The organism is Bartonella sp. CL162QHHD (genome assembly GCF_042195435.1).
Lineage (GTDB): Bacteria > Pseudomonadota > Alphaproteobacteria > Rhizobiales > Rhizobiaceae > Bartonella.
Genome location: NZ_JBHIOG010000064.1, coordinates 58,375 through 76,536 on the forward strand (window position 1 = coordinate 58,375; position 18,162 = coordinate 76,536).

The 18,162-nt window shown below is 37.9% G+C and carries 16 protein-coding genes; 9 read left to right on the forward strand and 7 right to left on the reverse strand.

Annotation, left to right across the window (positions count from 1 at the left end; all coding sequences use genetic code 11):
- Window positions 1–89: 89 nt before the first annotated feature.
- The 3 genes from coaA (at window position 90) to ACFILD_RS07200 (ending at window position 3,516) form a co-directional block, all read left to right on the forward strand.
- Window positions 90–1,088, forward strand: a complete 999-nt coding sequence (gene coaA / locus ACFILD_RS07190) for a type I pantothenate kinase (RefSeq protein WP_273790598.1) — start codon at window positions 90–92, stop codon at window positions 1,086–1,088.
- A gap of 13 nt (window positions 1,089–1,101) precedes the next feature.
- Complete coding sequence (locus ACFILD_RS07195; RefSeq protein ID WP_375659969.1) at window positions 1,102–2,475, forward strand: M17 family metallopeptidase; 1,374 nt, start codon at window positions 1,102–1,104, stop codon at window positions 2,473–2,475.
- 153 nt (window positions 2,476–2,628) lie between these two features.
- Window positions 2,629–3,516 (forward strand): NlpC/P60 family protein, encoded by an 888-nt coding sequence (locus ACFILD_RS07200; RefSeq protein WP_375643406.1) that lies wholly within the window; start codon window positions 2,629–2,631, stop codon window positions 3,514–3,516.
- A gap of 877 nt (window positions 3,517–4,393) precedes the next feature.
- Here ACFILD_RS07200 and mutT read toward each other — a convergent pair.
- The 3 genes from mutT to ACFILD_RS07215 all read right to left on the reverse strand — a co-directional run bounded on the left by mutT (window position 4,394) and on the right by ACFILD_RS07215 (window position 7,244).
- The gene (gene mutT, locus ACFILD_RS07205) at window positions 4,394–4,807 is read right to left on the reverse strand and encodes an 8-oxo-dGTP diphosphatase MutT (protein WP_273790599.1); all 414 of its coding nucleotides are present in this window, start codon (window positions 4,805–4,807) and stop codon (window positions 4,394–4,396) included.
- Window positions 4,808–4,932: 125 nt separating this feature from the next.
- A complete protein-coding gene (gene argJ, locus ACFILD_RS07210) occupies window positions 4,933–6,165 on the reverse strand; it encodes a bifunctional glutamate N-acetyltransferase/amino-acid acetyltransferase ArgJ (protein WP_375659968.1) in 1,233 nt (410 codons plus the stop codon).
- A gap of 125 nt (window positions 6,166–6,290) precedes the next feature.
- Window positions 6,291–7,244, reverse strand: coding sequence for a peptidylprolyl isomerase (locus ACFILD_RS07215; RefSeq protein ID WP_273790601.1), 954 nt, complete (start codon window positions 7,242–7,244; stop codon window positions 6,291–6,293).
- 435 nt (window positions 7,245–7,679) lie between these two features.
- Between ACFILD_RS07215 and secA the strand changes: the two genes are divergently transcribed.
- The 5 genes from secA to ACFILD_RS07240 all read left to right on the forward strand — a co-directional run bounded on the left by secA (window position 7,680) and on the right by ACFILD_RS07240 (window position 12,988).
- Complete coding sequence (secA, locus tag ACFILD_RS07220) at window positions 7,680–10,397, forward strand: preprotein translocase subunit SecA (RefSeq protein WP_375664936.1); 2,718 nt, start codon at window positions 7,680–7,682, stop codon at window positions 10,395–10,397.
- A complete protein-coding gene (locus ACFILD_RS07225; RefSeq protein WP_273790603.1) occupies window positions 10,336–10,827 on the forward strand; it encodes a Fur family transcriptional regulator in 492 nt (163 codons plus the stop codon). The genes secA and ACFILD_RS07225 overlap by 62 nt, the downstream gene beginning before the upstream one ends.
- A gap of 223 nt (window positions 10,828–11,050) precedes the next feature.
- A complete protein-coding gene (prfA, locus tag ACFILD_RS07230) occupies window positions 11,051–12,127 on the forward strand; it encodes a peptide chain release factor 1 (RefSeq protein WP_375631085.1) in 1,077 nt (358 codons plus the stop codon).
- Entirely contained in the window at window positions 12,124–12,621 is a 498-nt protein-coding gene (locus tag ACFILD_RS07235) for a N5-glutamine methyltransferase family protein (protein WP_375664937.1), read from the forward strand. The genes prfA and ACFILD_RS07235 overlap by 4 nt, the downstream gene beginning before the upstream one ends.
- Window positions 12,512–12,988: a N5-glutamine methyltransferase family protein gene (locus ACFILD_RS07240; protein ID WP_375664938.1), complete on the forward strand. Its 477-nt coding sequence runs from the start codon at window positions 12,512–12,514 to the stop codon at window positions 12,986–12,988. Before ACFILD_RS07235 ends, ACFILD_RS07240 begins: the two co-directional genes overlap by 110 nt.
- On the opposite strand, the gene nrdF is transcribed toward ACFILD_RS07240, so the two are convergent.
- The 4 genes from nrdF to nrdH are packed head-to-tail and all read right to left on the reverse strand — an operon-like array spanning window position 12,985 to window position 16,725.
- Window positions 12,985–13,959: a class 1b ribonucleoside-diphosphate reductase subunit beta gene (gene nrdF, locus ACFILD_RS07245; protein WP_273722534.1), complete on the reverse strand. Its 975-nt coding sequence runs from the start codon at window positions 13,957–13,959 to the stop codon at window positions 12,985–12,987. The genes ACFILD_RS07240 and nrdF overlap by 4 nt on opposite strands.
- An 11-nt stretch (window positions 13,960–13,970) precedes the next feature.
- Window positions 13,971–16,121 carry a class 1b ribonucleoside-diphosphate reductase subunit alpha gene (gene nrdE, locus ACFILD_RS07250; protein ID WP_273790606.1) on the reverse strand — a complete coding sequence of 717 codons (2,151 nt, stop codon included), beginning with the start codon at window positions 16,119–16,121 and terminating at the stop codon, window positions 13,971–13,973.
- Window positions 16,103–16,501 carry a class Ib ribonucleoside-diphosphate reductase assembly flavoprotein NrdI gene (nrdI, locus tag ACFILD_RS07255; protein ID WP_273790607.1) on the reverse strand — a complete coding sequence of 133 codons (399 nt, stop codon included), beginning with the start codon at window positions 16,499–16,501 and terminating at the stop codon, window positions 16,103–16,105. The genes nrdE and nrdI overlap by 19 nt, the downstream gene beginning before the upstream one ends.
- A complete protein-coding gene (nrdH, locus tag ACFILD_RS07260) occupies window positions 16,501–16,725 on the reverse strand; it encodes a glutaredoxin-like protein NrdH (protein WP_005774163.1) in 225 nt (74 codons plus the stop codon). Before nrdH ends, nrdI begins: the two co-directional genes overlap by 1 nt.
- 682 nt (window positions 16,726–17,407) lie before the next feature.
- On the opposite strand from nrdH, the gene ACFILD_RS07265 reads away from it, so the two are divergent.
- Window positions 17,408–18,160 (forward strand): ABC transporter ATP-binding protein, encoded by a 753-nt coding sequence (locus ACFILD_RS07265; protein ID WP_273790609.1) that lies wholly within the window; start codon window positions 17,408–17,410, stop codon window positions 18,158–18,160.
- Window positions 18,161–18,162 lie beyond the last annotated feature (2 nt).

Here is an 18,162-nt window from a genome sequence, read left to right on the forward strand (position 1 = left end):
CATGCAAAACAAAATTTATTTGAAAATAAAGCCGCTCTTCTGTCTGCTCTTAATCAATTGCTGCTGCAAAAAAATCTCGACAAATACAAATGATTGATACAACTATACAAAAAATTAATCAGAAAGATAATCTGGTCAAATCTGTTTCTGACCGATATTCACCCTATCGTGTTTTTACTGCACAAGAATGGTCAGAGTTTCGTGAAGACACACCTCTTACTTTGACTTTTGATGAAATTAAGCGTTTACGCTCTATTGATGATCCTATCGATCTTAAAGAAGTCCAACGCATTTATCTTTCTTTATCGCGTCTGTTATCATGCCATGTTGAAGCAGTACAGGAACTTTTCCACAAACGTCAGCAGTTTCTCCATCAAGAAGAGAGTAGAAAAACGCCCTTTATTATTGGAATTGCTGGTTCTGTAGCTGTAGGAAAATCAACCACGGCTCGCATTCTTCAAGAACTGTTGAAACGTTGGACATCTAGTCTTAAAGTTGATCTAATCACAACGGATGGTTTTCTCTATCCTAACGCAATCTTACAGCAAAAAAATCGTATGAATCGTAAAGGATTTCCTGATTCCTATGACATTAAAAAACTGCTGTGCTTTCTTTCGGCTATAAAAGCAGGTATCGGAAATGTCCGTGCCCCACTTTACTCACATATGACCTATGATGTTCTAGAAAATCAGACAATTACCATCGATCGTCCTGATATTTTAATTGTTGAAGGTATTAATGTATTACAGGTCAGTGATCTTCCTAAAGATGGAAAAGCTATTCCTTTCGTATCAGATTTTTTTGATTTTTCAATCTATGTCGATGCCGAAACAGAAGTCATTCGTCACTGGTATTTGGAGCGCTTTAAACGTTTGCGTAAAACAACTTTTCAAAATCCTGAATCCTATTTTCATCGTTATGCCCACCTCAATGAAAAAGAAGCCTCAAAAATCGCTGAGGATCTTTGGCAAACGATTAATTTAAAAAATTTACAGGAAAATATATTGCCAACACGACCACGGTCCAATCTCATTCTACGAAAGGGAAAAAATCATTTGGTCGAATATGTCGCACTTAGACGACTATAAGGATCTCATAACTATGCAGCACCACCACATTCATTTTACCTCAACGCGTATCGATAACAGTTGCCCTATCATCTTGGTAAACCAAAGAAATCTTGCTAACTTATCACTTGATGCGTCAACAACAGCATGGATAAAAGTTAATGACTTTACTGGAAAAGCGGGACAAATACTCTTTGTTCCTCACGAAACGGGGCATTTAAAAAAAGTTTTATTTGGAATTGGCAATGATAGCGATCCTTTTATCACAGGAGTTCTTGCTCAAAAACTTCCTGCTGGTCAATGGCATTTAGAAGGTACAACCTCTGATGAAATAAATACCTATCTTGGATTAGCATTCGGTAGCTATCAATTTAATCGCTATCGTCAAAATTCTTCTTTCAAATCATTATCCATCCATGTCAATGAGGCCGTTGATCTTAATGAACTCCAACGAATTTATGAAGCTGTCTTTTTCGTCCGTGATCTCATTAATATTCCAGCCAATGATATGACCCCTGATGCTCTCGAAAAAGAAGCTCGAAAACTAGGAAAAACCTACGGTGCTCACATCAAAAGTATTTGTGGAGATGATCTCTTAACCCATAACTTTCCGATGATTCATGCTGTAGGACGAGCAGGCAGCACTGCACCACGACTGATTGAGTTACTCTGGGGGAAAGAACATCATCCTAAAATAACGTTGGTGGGCAAAGGCGTAACTTTTGATACTGGAGGACTCGATATTAAATCAGCCAATAACATGTTGCTTATGAAAAAAGACATGGGGGGTGGAGCAAACGTTTTGGGATTGGCTAAACTTATCATGGATGCAAAATTGCCTTTCCGTCTACGTGTTTTGATTCCAGCTGTAGAAAATGCAATTTCTGCGAATGCTTACCGACCAAGTGATATCCTCAGAAGTCGTAAAGGTTTAAGTGTTGAAGTAGGTAATACAGATGCTGAAGGGCGCCTTGTCCTTGCCGATGCACTCGCCTATGGTGATGAAGAAAGTCCACAATTCATGCTTTGTATGGCTACTTTAACAGGGGCAGCGCGTATAGCATTAGGACCAGATCTTCCCGCATTTTATTGTAATGATTCAATATGGGCACAACAAATTTCTGAATCTGCTCACGCTGTCTTTGATCCTCTTTGGCAAATGCCCCTTTGGAAACCTTACCAAGAAATGTTATCATCACCAATTGCTGATCTTAACAATGTAACTGGAAATAGCTTTGCTGGTTCTATAACAGCTGCTTTATTTCTTAATTCTTTTGTTGAAAAAGCTGAACATTTTGCGCATTTTGACCTTTATGGATGGATTCCAAAAGAAAAACCAGGATACCCTATTGGTGGATCAGCACAAACTATTCGTGCCCTTTATAATATTTTTAAAAATGAAGTTTGACACACAATATTCAAAAAAATAGACAATTTTGCAGCTTAAAGAATAATTGGTCTTACACAGTATTCTTAGTTTTGTTTGAGGATAAAAATCTTACCAATACAGCTTTCATGAGTTTGTTTAAAGGTAAGAAGTAACAAAATGGAAAGCAAAAAGATGATCTCTAAAGACCCAAGACTTCATGCATTCAGAGATGATCTAGCAGATCAACGTCTTGAAACAGAAATTACAGCTCAGCGCTTTGTTCAAGGTGAAAAAAGACGTGTTAATACAGCGGTCGCTGGACTTTTTAAAGAAAATAGTAAAAAAAGTGAAAGACAAACAGAATGCTTATTGGGAGAAGAACTTCTCATTTTTGAACAAGGGGAAACAATGTCGTGGGGACAATCACTCAAAGATGGTTATGTTGGTTATATTGATACAAAAGTTCTTTGTACATCAACCATAAAACAAACGCATGTGGTTTCAGTACCACGTACATTTAAATATTTACACGCTGACTTACGTGGACCAATAGTGTCCCCTTTATCTATGGGAAGCAAAGTCAGTGTTGTTGATGAAATTGAAGTCCGTGACACAATGTATTCTATTCTTGAAAATGGAACAGCAATCATTACGAGCCATCTCAGCCCCATTGGACGCGTATATGAAGATTATGTCACAGTTGCAGAAACCTTTATCCGTACACCTTATCTTTGGGGTGGTGTCAGCGGTTTTGGAATTGATTGTTCGGGACTCATTCAGCTCTCTATGATGATGACCGATCAAATAGTTTTACGTGACACCGATATGCAGCAAGAAACTATAGGCAGTCCTCTTACAGATACTGATAAACTTCAACGAGGCGATTTAATTTTTTGGAAAGATCATGTTGCTATTATGGTCGATCACGCAAATATTATTCACGCAAATGGTTTTTCTATGGACGTTATGATTGAGCCCTTGGAAAACGCAATTACGCGTATCGCTAAAAAAAATCAATATCCCATCGCAAAACGCCGTCCAATTCAAGAAACTTCATACATGCCTCCTATAAAAAATTAATTGAATGTTTTATTATACAATATATTGATTTATAAGGATAATTATCCATCATTCACTCTGCGTCAAGCATTCTAAATATCGTAAAATTTTTTATTTCAAATCTGTTTTTATGTTGGATCAATCAAAGCCGCTTGTCTGTTCATCACAAGCGTAATTGATGTATAAGTAAAAATGATTATGAAAAGAAAAATATTCCTTCTGAATGCCCTCAAATGCCAAGAGCTATCGTAATATTGGGACCAGCTTACTTCTTCATAAGCGTAAAGATAGTGGCGCTCAATAGATTTTACATTATTTCCATAGGGACTTTAACGTTATATCATTCCGGGCACCGTCGCGAAATGGGCTTTGGAGCATTGCGAGGTGCCTCTTTTAAAAAAGCTCGTGAATATGCAACACAATGCCATTCTACATTACGTAAAGAACGTACCCCTCTTAATCAAAAGCAACATTTTTTGAAATTTTTCCTATTATCGATATCTCATGAAATAAATACCCCTTATACCTCTCAGTGCACCCCAACCCATCTCACAATGATACACGTGAAAAGTGTAACATACATTGTCTACCACTATCTTTATACTTATGAATCGTGTAAAGACATCGTTATACACTTTGCCAATTCTCAATGTTGCGATAACCCTTGGCTATTGGAGAGTGTTCTTTCAGCACGTATTTTATTTCTTTCTTAAATAATTTTATCCACATAACCCTCCCCGCTTGGAACGTGCAAAAGAATGGTTTTGATTAATTTAACATAAAACAGATTTGAAATGAGAAAGTTTTTTACGACTCTGGACTTCCCCATTCAACATAAAAAATTATAAATTATCATTTTAAATCAATATATTGAATTATATTTTCTTCTTATAACACATTAAAGAAGATGATTTTTCAATACCTGAACCAATGGTTTATCAGCATCAGGCATAGAGTATTTATCAAGATCATTAATAAAAACCCATTCTAAATTTTGCCCCTCTCGTCCTTGCGCAACACCCTCATAATGGTCACAAAGATACAATGGCATTAAGAGATGAAATGTTTTATAGTTATGACTTGCAAATGTTAAAGGGTGTAAATTATTTAGTTGAACATAAATACCAAGCTCTTCCTCTAATTCACGAATCAATGATGCTTCCGGAGTTTCACCTTGCTCAACCTTGCCACCAGGAAACTCCCATAAACCAGCCAGTGATTTTCCTTCAGGACGCTGTGTAAGCAAAACACGATTATTCTGATCGAACAATGCGCATGCAACAACAAGAAGAATAGAACTTTTCATACACATATCACTCCCCAATAGGGAACATAAAAATAACTGACTTTCCTATCATATCCCCTCTGCTCCTAAAAGAGCTCACATACCCCATTTGCTCTGAAAAATAATAAGCTGTTAAATATAAAGTGCATCCATTAACTTCTGTAATCGCTATTGATCATAACGTACTCTTTTGTTAAATCGCAAGACCAAACCGTCGCCGTGCTCTTACCCAAACCGATATCAACACGAATTGTGATGTGTTTACCTTGCATATAAGCACCTATTGTCTCTTCACAATACTCAGGATCTCGTACGCCATTCACGGCCACACGATGCTCACCAAACCAAATCGTCAATAGATCACGATCGACTTCAACACCGGCCTTCCCAACTGCCATAACGACCCGCCCCCAATTCGCATCTTCACCGGCAATAGCCGTTTTTACGAGCGGTGAATTTGCAATTGATAAAGCAATAGTTTTAGCTGCATTGTTTGTTGTAGCGCCCATCACATTAACCTCAATTAAATGACGAGCACCTTCACCATCACAAACAACTTGTAGTGCAAGTTCATGCAGAAGTGCACTCAATTGTTTCACAAAAACCCCATAACGCGGATCAGATTTACTTGTAAGACATGGAAAATGTTCTTTTCCTGTCGCAAACAACATAAGCGTATCTGAAGTGGAGGTATCACTATCAACAGTAATTGAATTGAAAGAACCCTCAACTGCCTCTGATAACATGGATTGGAGTGCATCCGAAGAAATAGTCGCATCACTAACCACAAATGACAGCATTGTCGCCATATCTGGTGCAATCATACCAGAACCTTTTGCAATTCCATTAATGGTAACACGCTCTCCCCCACAGTCAAAAGTGCGCGTCGCAAGTTTTGGAAATGTGTCCGTTGTCATTATGGCTTTTGCAGCTTCCAACCAATTGCCCTCTTCTGCTGTCTCTGCCATACTTGGTAAAAGATTGACAATACCCGATGCATCCATTGGCTCACCAATAACACCCGTAGAAGCTATAAAAATTTCATCTTCTCTAACCTTTAAAGCGTTCGCTGCTGCACAAATAATTGCATCGGTTGTGTGCTTTCCTTTGCTTCCTGTAAAAGCATTTGCATTTCCAGAATTCACAACAACACCCCTCGCAACCCCATGAGGAAGCGATGCACGACAATGCTCTACAGGGGCAGATGGACATTTTGAACGAGTAAAAACACCGGCCACACTCACTGGCTTATCGAATATGATGAAAAGAAGATCTGTACGATCTTTATATTTAATCCCAGCTTCAGCTGTTGCTATCCGTACACCAGATAATGGAGAAAGCTCTTGGATCTTTTGAGGCGACAAAGGAGAGATTTTCAAAACCACAATATGCTTTCTATAAAAAAATGAAATGATTGCAGATCAATAACCTCTCATAGAAAACTGCTAGGCTTTTTGAACAAAACTAACCTAGCAAATTATCTATTAAAGAGGCTATCTATTTTTCCTAGCTATTCCGTATCTTCTTCATCTGATGTCTCATCGGGAAGTAGCGTCCCATTTTGATGAAGCGATTCCATGATTTTGGTAACATTAGGATCAGGGTATTTCACATCTATCTTGCTACGCAAATCAACAATCAGTTCTTGATAGCGCTTTTTTATTAGCTGTGTCCGCAACATCTCTTTAACATCATCAAATGCAGGCGGTTGTTTTACACGACGATCTTCTAATTTAATAATATGCCAACCAAAAGGACTTTCAACGGGTTGTTTTGTGTATTCGCCAACTTTCAAACCAAATGCGGCATCTTCAAAAGGCTTGACCATTTGACCATGGCTAAAATAACCAAGATCACCCCCAACGGCAGCAGAACCATCTGTTGAACTTTTCTTTGCAATCTCTTCAAAATTTTCGCCTTTATTTAAATGCTTAATGATAGCTTCTGCTTCTTTTCTCGTTTTGACCAAAATATGACGCGCTTTAACCTCATCCTCTTTAGGTAAAGCAGCAACTTCTTGCTTATAAAGAGCTTCCAAATCAGTATCCGATATTTTATCAACAATCTCCTGTTTAAAATAAAGCTGTTGAAGAACATTGTCACGCATGACTGCCATACGTTTATCGTAAGCTTCTGTCTTATCAAGACCCTTGCTTCTTGCTGCTTTTGCGAGTGCCTGCATATCTAAATAAGCTTTTAAAACCATCATACGGCGTTGTTCATCAGGAAAACGTGCTAAATTAGGATTTATTTCAAGCGCTAAATCATCCAATTGGCCTGCTGTAATATTTTTCCCATCAATAACCGCCATAACATGAGAAGGAGAAACGGCTTTTTCAGAAGCTTTCTCTAAAGTCTTTAAATCACTCGACGATGAATTCAAACCTTCTTGAGCACTCACCCCTAAACTTGTACTTGCCAATAAAGTTGATGCTAAAAAAAGCGTGATAAAGTTAAATTTCATAAATATACTCCTTAAAAATGAAGGCAGGTTCAAGATTCCAATTTTCTTTACCATAACACTTTAATCTTTAAACATAGAGAAATAAATTAGTAATTTTATTTTAAAAAAGTATAAAATCATCCTTTTATCTCAGTTTCTCCAATCCTATCTAATGCAGATGAAAAACATGATAATAGAGAAAAATGACATATTGTATCTTAAATTACTTTGTATTGTATCAGTTAAATAGCATACTTAAAGTTGACATAAAGCGCTTAGCCTCTTATCTCTACTTTACAATTAGAGTGAAAAATTGCACACCAGCAAGTATAATGGTACCATCTGCATTTCATGATGTCTCCAATGATATCAGACAACCTGAAGGAAATGTAGAGTATGGGGAGAGCATATGAATTTCCCAACAAGAGTGACAACAATTAAAAGAAAGGGCCAGAGATGGTCAGTTTAGGTGTTTTTGCCCGTAAGTTTTTTGGTTCAGCTCATGAGCGACATCTCAAAGCACTCCGCCAAAAAGTTGCACAAATTAATGCTTTGGAAGAACAATTCCTAAAATTAAGTGATGAGCAGCTTTGCCAAAAAACAGATGCCTTTCGTAAACGTCTTAGTGAAGGTGAAAGTGTTGATTTGCTCTTACCAGAAGCTTTCGCGACTGTTCGTGAAGCCGCAAAACGTGTTTATGACATGCGTCCTTTTGACGTACAACTTATTGGTGGAATGGTCCTTCACGACTGCGGCATAGCTGAAATGCGTACTGGTGAAGGTAAAACCTTAATGGCAACTCTACCAATTTATCTCAATGCATTGGAAGGTAAAGGCGTTCATGTTGTGACAGTAAACGATTATCTCGCCAGTCGTGATGCTGAAACAATGGGAAAAATTTTTAGTTTTCTAGGGCTTACAACAGGCGTGATTCTTCATGATCTTGATAGTGATGCCCGCCGAGAGGCCTATGCATGCGACATCACCTATGCCACAAATAATGAACTAGGTTTTGATTATTTGCGTGATAATATGGCCTTCGATCGTAGTCAAATGGTCCAACGTGGACATCATTACGCAATTGTCGATGAAGTTGATTCGATTCTTATTGATGAAGCCCGTACCCCCCTTATTATTTCTGGTCCTCTAGAAGATCGTACTGACTTCTATAACCTTATTGATACATTTATTCCTGCCTTAACTCCAGAAGACTATGAAATAGACGAAAAACAAAAAACAACGACATTTACCGAAGTTGGTACTGAAAAAATTGAAAAAATGCTCGAACAAGCTGGGCATCTTAAAGGTGAGAGTCTTTATGACATAGAAAATGTCGCTATCGTTCATCATGTCAATAATGCTCTAAAAGCTCATAAACTGTTTGCTCGCGATAAAGATTACATTGTTCGCAATGATGAAATCGTTATTATTGACGAATTTACAGGGCGAATGATGCCTGGGCGGCGTTATTCTGAAGGACTTCATCAAGCGTTAGAAGCTAAAGAGCATGTTGCTATTCAACCAGAAAACCAGACACTTGCTTCCATCACTTTCCAAAATTACTTCCGTATGTATAGGAAATTATCTGGCATGACTGGAACTGCAACAACAGAAGCCGAAGAATTCAGAAATATTTATGGTCTTGACGTTGTCGAAATCCCTACAAATTTGCCAATACAACGTATTGATGAAGATGATGAGATTTATCGAACAGCAGAAGAGAAATATCGGGCAATTGTGCGTGATATCCGTCAAGCGCACGAAAAAGAACAGCCCATTCTTGTTGGAACAACCTCTATTGAAAAGTCAGAACAATTGGCAGAGCGTTTGCGAAAAGAAGGCATTACCGATTTTAGAGTCTTAAATGCTCGCTATCACGAACAAGAAGCATATATCATTGCGCAAGCAGGCGTTCCTAGAGCTCTCACCATTGCAACCAACATGGCAGGACGCGGTACGGATATACAGCTTGGTGGTAATGTTGAAATGCGCATCCGACAAGAGTTACAGGATATCCCCGAAGGTCCAGAGCGGACAGCTAAAATTGAAGAAATAAAAAAAGATGTTCAGAAGCTTAAAGAAAAAGCTTTAGCGGCTGGAGGGCTTTACGTTATCGCTACTGAACGTCATGAAAGCCGTCGTATTGATAACCAGCTTCGTGGACGTTCTGGTCGCCAAGGCGATCCTGGTCGCTCAAAATTCTTTCTCTCTCTTCAAGATGATCTTATGCGTATCTTTGGCTCTAACCGTATGGATGGTATGCTGCAAAAACTTGGATTGAAAGAAAATGAAGCTATTATCCATCCATGGATTAATAAAGCCCTTGAAAAAGCACAAAAAAAGGTCGAAGCACGAAACTTTGAAATTCGTAAAAATCTGCTAAAATATGATGATGTCATGAATGATCAACGCAAGGTTATTTTTGAACAGCGTATGGAGGTCATGAACGCAGATGATTTATCAGAAATGATCCTTGAAATGCGCAATGAAGTCGTAGAGGATCTCGTAGAGGCTTATATTCCATCAGGGACATATTCTGAAAAATGGGCTGCAAAAACTCTTGAAGAAGAGCTTCAACAACTCTTTAATCTTGAGCTTCCAGTGGAAGAATGGGCAAAAGAAGATGGAATTGCCGAGGAGCAAATTCTAGAGCGTGTATCAGATGCTGTTACAAAACTTGAAAATGAGCGTACTGAACGATATTCTCCAGAAGTTATGGCTTATTTTCACAAAGCAGTATTGCTCGAAACTATTGACACGTTATGGCGTGAACATCTGGTGAGTTTAGACCATTTGCGTTCTGTTGTTGGTTTTCGTGGTTATGCGCAGCGGGATCCGCTCAATGAATATAAGACAGAATCATTTGAACTCTTTCAAAGTATGTTGAGAAATTTGCGCCGAATTGTCACTTCTAAGCTTATGCGCTTTGAAATCATTCAACACCCCACAGAACCGACCATACCTGAGCAAACTGATGCTGCTTCTTCTGTCTTTAATGATCAAAGTCAAGAAAATGCTCCCACCTTATCGGCACGATCACAAGAAAATAGATTTGTTAATCCACAAGATCGTGACCCTAACGATATAACCACATGGGGAAAAGTTGGACGTAATGAGCGTTGTCCTTGCGGTTCAGAGAAAAAATACAAACACTGTCATGGAGCCTTTATTTGAAAAGCAAATTATGCAAATGAATAAAAAGCGAAATTATGAGCAAGAATTGCGCACCGCTGGTTTAAGAGTAACACGTCAACGACGAGTTATTCTTGATATTTTGACTGATACAAATGATCATCCCAATGCATTTGAAATTTTTCAGCGTGCAAACAAAATAGATTCGAATATTTCACTCTCAACTGTTTATCGAACCATGAAAATATTAGAAGGAAATGGAACAATTCATCGCCATAGCTTTAGTGGTGGTCCATCTCGTTTTGAGCAAGCAGATGGGCAACATCATGATCATCTCATTGATATAGAAACAGGACAAGTCATCGAGTTTCATTCTGATGTTATTGAAAAGCTACAAGAGGAAATTGCAAAATCTCTTGGCTATGATATTATTCATCACCGCCTTGAACTTTACGGAAAAAAAAACTCTTAAAAAAGTGATCATATATCATTAGATAAAAGACCTCAGGCAAATCAAATTTTATAAAAATTTACCTTTAAAATATAATAGTTTTCATTGGCAAAAAAAAAGAATTGCTTTATTACCCCTCTTTGTATGATGCTATACGGTAATTCATTGCCAATATTATAACAAAAAATCATTGCAACAAAATATTATAAAAAATTGTATTATAAAAAATTAGGCCAATATTATCATGGTTTCCTTGCCACAAGATCGTATGAGACAGCTTGAAAAGCGCTTTGAAATAATTGAAAGCCAAATGACGACGAATCCAAATGCTGAAACATATGTCAAATTAGCTTCTGAATATGCAGAACTACAACCCGTTATTGCCTCTATACGCGCATTAAATGCTCTTTACGAAGAGATTACAGAATTAGAAACGATTATCAACGATAAACAAACAGATATAGAGATGCGTAATCTTGCCCAAGAAGAGCTACCATCGTTATATAAAAAAGTAGAGCAATTTGAAAAAGAACTCCAGATTCTGCTTTTGCCTAAAGATGTTGCTGATGAAAAAAACGCTATTGTTGAAATTCGTGCAGGAACGGGTGGATCAGAAGCAGCACTTTTTTCCGGTGATCTTTTCCGCATGTATGAACGTTATGCCCATGCTCACCATTGGAAAGTAGAAGTTATTTCACTTAGTGAGGGGGAAGTTGGCGGATATAAAGAGATTATTGCTACCATTTCAGGAAAAGGTGTCTTTTCTAAATTGAAATATGAATCAGGGGTTCATCGTGTGCAACGCATCCCTGAAACAGAAACAGGTGGACGTATCCATACATCTGCTGCTACCGTTGCTGTGCTTCCAGAAGCTGAAGATATTGATATTGATATTCGTCCTGAAGATATTCGTATCGACACAATGCGTGCATCCGGAGCAGGAGGACAGCATGTTAATACAACGGATTCAGCTGTTCGTATCACGCATATTCCAACAGGAATTATGGTCGTACAAGCAGAAAAATCACAACATCAAAACCGAGCAAGAGCCCTTCAAATTTTACGGGCACGCTTATTCGATATCGAACGACAAAAAGCGGAAAGTGAACGTTCAGCTTCTCGTAAAAGCCAAGTTGGTTCTGGTGATCGCTCAGAACGTATTCGTACCTATAATTTTCCACAAGGACGTGTCACGGATCACCGTATTAATCTAACCTTGTATAAGCTTGATCGCATTCTAGAGGGAGATCTTGATGAGCTTCTTCATGCACTCATCTCAGATCATCAAACAACACTGCTGATGGAAATGGATAATAATTGAGCAAATATTCTTTCAAGAATGTCATCCAACAAATGCAAGAAAAATTGCGCACGAAAGGAATTGCTGAAGCCGATCTCGATGCGAAAATACTCGTTGAATGGATAACAGGAATAAATGCTGCTGAAAGAATTTCTAAACCAGATATGCATCTATCTTCTGAGCATATTATACAAATAGAACAAGCTTTACAACGGCGTATTGCAGGCGAACCCGTTTACCGTATTATAGGAGCACGAGAATTTTATGGTATATCTTTTACATTGTCTCAAGAGACGTTAGAACCTCGCCCTGATACAGAAACGCTGATAGATCTTGTTCTCCCTTTTCTCCAAAAACAGGTCGAAAATTCGAGAAAAACAACATTCCTTGATATGGGAACAGGAAGTGGCGCCATTGCTATTGCACTCCTTAAACAAATTCCCCAATCCTATGCGGTGGCAGTCGATATTTCTGAAGATGCCCTTAGAACAGCAAAAAAATGCAAAAAATGCTGAAGTAGCACACCGCTTCACACCTCTTCTTAGCGACTGGTTTGATTCTGTCGCAGATCGCTTTGATTTTATTGTTTCCAATCCACCTTATATTCCCGCAAAAGATATCAAAAAACTTGCAAAAGAAGTGCGCTTACATGACCCATTGCGCGCTCTGATAGGAGGAGAAGATGGACTTGATTTTTATCGAAAACTCGCCCATGAAGCAGCCAACTACTTAAAAGAAAACGGCTATATCGCTGTTGAAATTGGTTTCTCTCAAGAAAATGAAGTCTGCAATTTGTTCGAAAAAAATGGTTTTCAATGTTTAGAAGTGCGCAAAGATCTAAGTGGAATACCCCGCGCACTTCTATTTGCATGCAAACATTAAAATTCCCAATCATCATCCGTGGTAGCAACCGCCTTGCCGATGACATAAGAAGAACCTGCCCCTGAAAAAAAGTCGTGATTTTCGTCAGAGTTTGGTGATAAAGCTGCCAAAATAGCGGGATTAACACGACAAACCTCAGGGGGGAAAAGAGCTTCAAAACCTAAATTCATTAAAGCCTTGTTTGCATTATAATGAAGAAAAATTTTAACATCTTCTGTCAATCCAAGCGCATCATAAAGATCTTCAGTATATTTGCACTCAATGTTATAAAGATCAAAGAGCAGGTTAAAAGCAAAATCTTTAATTTCTTGTCTTTTGGCTTCATCAAGCTTTGCAAAGCCCAATTGGAATTTATAACCTATATAATAACCATGGACTGCTTCATCACGAATGATTAGTCGAATGAGGTCTGCTGTATTGGTCAACTTAGCGCGACTGGCCCAATACATGGGCAAATAAAAACCAGAATAAAATAAAAAGCTTTCCAGCAAAGTCGAAGCAATTTTTTTCTTAAGTGGATCATTTGCTTCATAACGCTCAAGTACTAATCTAGCCTTTTTCTGCAAATGAATATTTTCTTCTGACCATCTAAACGCGTCATCAACTTCTACCGTCGAACAAAGGGTTGAAAAAATAGAGGAATAAGAACGTGCATGAACCGCTTCCATGAAGGCAATATTCGTCAAAACTGCCTCCTCATGCTCTGTTATCGCATCAGCCAGAAGCGAAATGGCTCCTACAGTGTTTTGAATTGTATCTAAAAGCGTTAGTCCTGTAAAAACACGAATTGTCAATTTACGTTCTTCATCCGTTAAGCTTGACCATGAGGGAATGTCATTGGAAAGTGGAACCTTCTCAGGTAACCAAAAATTCCCAGTTAAGCGATTCCATACTTCAAGATCCTTCTCATCATGTAATCTATTCCAATTAACAGCGCACACAACAGGATTTTTGGTTGTAATCTTTGTCATATGATGATCTCCTATAAACTGCAAGAAACACAGCCATCAACTTCCGTTCCACTTAATGCTACTTGCCGTAACCGTACATAGTAAATACTCTTGATACCCTTTTTCCAAGCATAAATTTGTGCGCGGTTAATATCACGTGTGGTCGCTGTATCAGGAAAAAATAATGTTAATGAAAGACCTTGATCAACATGCTGTGTTGCAGCAGCATAGGTATCTATAATTTTTTCAGGGCCAATCTCATAAGCATCTTGGTAAAAATTCAAATTCGTATTATCCATATAAGGAGCGGGATAATAAACGCGCCCAATTTTTCCCTCTTTGCGAATTTCAATTTTTGAAGCAATTGGATGAATAGAAGAAGTGGCATGATTAATATAGGAAATAGATCCCGTAGGTGGAACTGCCTGCAAATTGCGGTTATAAAGCCCATACTCAATAACTAATTTTTTGAGTTCCTGCCAATCCTTTTGATCTGGGATAACAATATTATTCCGTGCAAAAAGCTCTTGCACAAGCGCAAATTGCGGTTTCCATTCTTTTTCAATATATTTTTCGAAAAAACTTCCATCTGCATAAGCTGATTTTTCAAACCCTGCAAACATTTCTTGACGTTCGTGCGCAATTAAATTGGAAGCCCGTATGGCATGATATGTCACAATATAAAAATAGATATTGGTAAAATCAATCGCTTCTGGAGACCCATAATAGATCTGCTCACGCGCTAGAAACCCATGCAAATTCATTTGTCCCAAACCAATCGCATGACTTTCAGCATTGCCTTTCGCAATGGAAGGCACACAGGCAATATTGCTCATATCCGAAACAGCAGTAAGAGCACGAACAGCAGATTCCACGGTCTGTCCAAAATCAGGACTTTCCATTGCTTTGGCAATATTCATGGATCCAAGATTACAGGATATATCACTTCCAATCGTGCGATAAGTTAAATCTGTCTCCAGTTCACTCGCCTCACTCACCTGCAAAATTTCTGAACATAAATTGCTCATACTTATGCGCCCAGCTATCGGATTCGATCGATTAGCAGTATCCTCAAATAAAATATAGGGATAACCGGACTCAAATTGAATTTCCGCTAATGTCTGGAAAAAAACGCGTGCACTTATTTTCTTTTTACGAATCTTTGCATTATCAACAAAAGAACGATAATGCTCCGTTAAAGAAATATCGCTAAAAGGCTTACCTGTCACACGCTCGATATCATACGATGAGAAGAGATACATATCCTCATTATTCCGTGCAAGCTCAAAAGTAATATCAGGAATAACGACACCAAGCGAAAGCGTTTTAATTCTAACTTTTTCATCAGCATTTTCACGCTTTGTATCCAAAAATTTCATAATATCTAAATGATGAGCATGCAAATAAACAGCTCCAGCCCCCTGTCGTGCCCCAAGCTGATTGGCATAAGAAAAAGAATCTTCCAAGAGTTTCATCACCGGTAAAACACCTGAGGACTGATTTTCTATTTGCTTAATTGGTGCCCCTGCTTCCCGCAAATTCGTTAAACAAAGCGCCACACCTCCACCACGTTTTGAAAGCTGCAAAGCCGAATTAACCGCACGACCTATCGATTCCATATTATCTTCAACACGTAGCAAAAAACACGAAACCAATTCACCTCGTTGTTTTTTCCCAGCATTTAAAAATGTCGGTGTTGCCGGTTGAAAACGTCCTGTAATAATTTCATCCACAAAATTTTCAGCAAGAGCTTTATTCCCTTGTGCCAAATATAAAGCTACAAGACAGACGCGATCTTCATAACGTTCAAGATAACGTTTCCCATCAAAAGTCTTCAGTGTATAGCTGGTATAATACTTAAATGCGCCTAAAAAGGTAGGAAAACGAAACTTAAATGCATAAGCACGTTTAAAAAGTTTTTTAATAAAAGAAAAATCATAAAGCTCAAATAAAGCTTTTTCATAATAACCTTCTTCTATTAAGTAATCTATTTTTTCCTTCAGGTTATGAAAAAAAACTGTATTTTGATTAACATGCTGAAGAAAATATTGCCGTGCGGCAAGCCGATCCATATCAAATTGAATATGACCATTTTCATCATAAAGATTAAGCATTGCATTCAGCGCATGATAATCAGTAATCTGATCCGATTTCTGCGATTGTCCTATACCAATTGTTTCCAAAATATTTCCAATCCCTTTTTTACATAAATAACGTCTTCATCAGTTCCACGCAGCTCAAAACGATAAAGGCAAGGTACACAACATTTTTCAGCAATAATTTTACTTGCTAAATTATAATAGCGACCAAAATTACGATTCCCACCGCCAATAACACCACAAATTAATTTTCGGTTCTCAGCTTCATTAAGAAACTGGACAACGGCTTTCGGCACTGCCCCTCTTCCTTCACCATCTGCATATGTAGGAACAACCAGTACATAAGGTTCACCAACCAATGCAGAAGGCTTTCTTTTATCAATTTTGAAGAGTCGTTGACCAAGCTGCGAGACAAAATGCTGTGTATTACCCGTTGCACTCGAATAATAAACAATAAGCCCCATTAAGCACAAAGACCACTAATCATATCTGGTCTAAAACCAGACCAATGATTTTCACCACAAACAACGACAGGAACCTGACGATACCCCAGAGATTGAACAAAACTGTATGCTTGTTCATCACAGGAAATATCAACAACACGATAATGAATGCCTTTTGCATCAAAAGCGCGGCGTGTAGCATCACATTGGACACAAGATGGTTTACTATAAATAGTGATCGACATTTTCTTCAACTTTCACAATTCCAAACAATCAACCCTCAAAGGTCAATCTAATAATTTTATAAGTACTCAAGAATAACAAAAAATAGAAATTGTACGCAAAGCATGTGGTTATTTTTCAAATAGTACACAGCTTCCTGAATATAACAGAATTCCTCATCAAATAACTTCAAAGACTATGATGAGAATAAGAGATTATTCTACAACTTAAATGGCAAAGTCCCCTAGTTATAAAACAATCTTTTGCTTGCATTACAATTCCCTCCTGCTGTCTAAAAAACTAACGTTCTAAACTACCGTTTTCCAAGAGCTCTGTTTTACTCTTTTACGGCAAAAATCAATTACAAAAATGAAAGGGAATCCTTCCAAAAGAGATCCTTCAGCAAAAATACTGCTATACCCTTGGTCAATAAACTCTTTACAATAATGGAAATAACTTAGATACCAAACGAAACACACTAACACCCTCTCTTGTGCTTATTTAGAATCACCAATCATTTTGATACTATATATAGTATATACTCTCTCTCTTTCGTCAAGGTGAATTCAATTATTATTTTTAATTTTCCACGATCTTCCCACTAAAATTTTCAGTACTCAAAACTATGTAATAATATAACATTTTGTTGACAAACGTTATATTATTACATAGTTTCCAAAATAATAAGCAACGATGGTAAAAAATATGGATCTGCTCTTCAATAAGACAACATTAGGCTATAGGAATAGAATAGCAATAAAGAACTTTTCAGCAAAGTTAAAAGCTGGTTCATTGGTCGCAATAACAGGTGATAATGGCGCTGGAAAATCGACACTGCTAAAAGCCATCGCCGGATTGATTAAACCTCTTAAGGGAAAAATTATAAAACAAAAAAAAAGTCGCATTGCTTATCTTGCTCAGCAATGTGATATAGATCAAACATTTCCAATTGATGTGAAAACGCTTGTAAAAACAGGACTGTGGTCTTTTTGTGGATTATGGAAAAATCAACGCCCTTATGATTCTAAGATTCAAAATGCGCTTAAAATGGTTGGGCTTACAGAACTCGCACCCCGTTCACTTGAAACATTATCAGGCGGGCAATTACAACGCGCTCTTTTTGCACGTATCATTGTGCAAGATGCCAATATTATTTTGCTTGATGAACCTTTCAATGGTGTAGATCATAGTACCCAAAAAGACCTTCTTGCACTGATCACATACTGGCAACAGCAAGGACGCACAATTCTCACCGCACTCCATAACCCTCTCATCGTGCAAGAATTTTTCCCCCAAATGATTCAAATTGATCAACAAAACGCCTTTTATGGAGAAACAACACAGTTTTTAAACAACACCATTCATCACGTTATGCCACCTCTCTCATCCAATTCTTTCCCTGTTAGCGCACAAAAACAAAATCTTCCCATCAATGATCCTCTCTTTCTTAGGTTATAAGA

Excerpts from the sequence above, each read along its gene's own strand:
- coaA (WP_273790598.1), top strand. The coding sequence starts at position 90 with ATGATTGATACAACTATACAAAAAATTAATCAGAAAGATAATCTGGTC.
- ACFILD_RS07195 (WP_375659969.1), top strand. The coding sequence starts at position 1,102 with ATGCAGCACCACCACATTCATTTTACCTCAACGCGTATCGATAACAGT.
- ACFILD_RS07200 (WP_375643406.1), top strand. The coding sequence starts at position 2,629 with ATGATCTCTAAAGACCCAAGACTTCATGCATTCAGAGATGATCTAGCA.
- mutT (WP_273790599.1), bottom strand. The coding sequence starts at position 4,807 with ATGTGTATGAAAAGTTCTATTCTTCTTGTTGTTGCATGCGCATTGTTC.
- ACFILD_RS07215 (WP_273790601.1), bottom strand. The coding sequence starts at position 7,244 with ATGAAATTTAACTTTATCACGCTTTTTTTAGCATCAACTTTATTGGCA.
- secA (WP_375664936.1), top strand. The coding sequence starts at position 7,680 with ATGGTCAGTTTAGGTGTTTTTGCCCGTAAGTTTTTTGGTTCAGCTCAT.
- ACFILD_RS07225 (WP_273790603.1), top strand. The coding sequence starts at position 10,336 with ATGAGCGTTGTCCTTGCGGTTCAGAGAAAAAATACAAACACTGTCATG.
- prfA (WP_375631085.1), top strand. The coding sequence starts at position 11,051 with ATGGTTTCCTTGCCACAAGATCGTATGAGACAGCTTGAAAAGCGCTTT.
- nrdF (WP_273722534.1), bottom strand. The coding sequence starts at position 13,959 with ATGACAAAGATTACAACCAAAAATCCTGTTGTGTGCGCTGTTAATTGG.
- nrdI (WP_273790607.1), bottom strand. The coding sequence starts at position 16,501 with ATGGGGCTTATTGTTTATTATTCGAGTGCAACGGGTAATACACAGCAT.
- nrdH (WP_005774163.1), bottom strand. The coding sequence starts at position 16,725 with ATGTCGATCACTATTTATAGTAAACCATCTTGTGTCCAATGTGATGCT.
- ACFILD_RS07265 (WP_273790609.1), top strand. The coding sequence starts at position 17,408 with ATGGATCTGCTCTTCAATAAGACAACATTAGGCTATAGGAATAGAATA.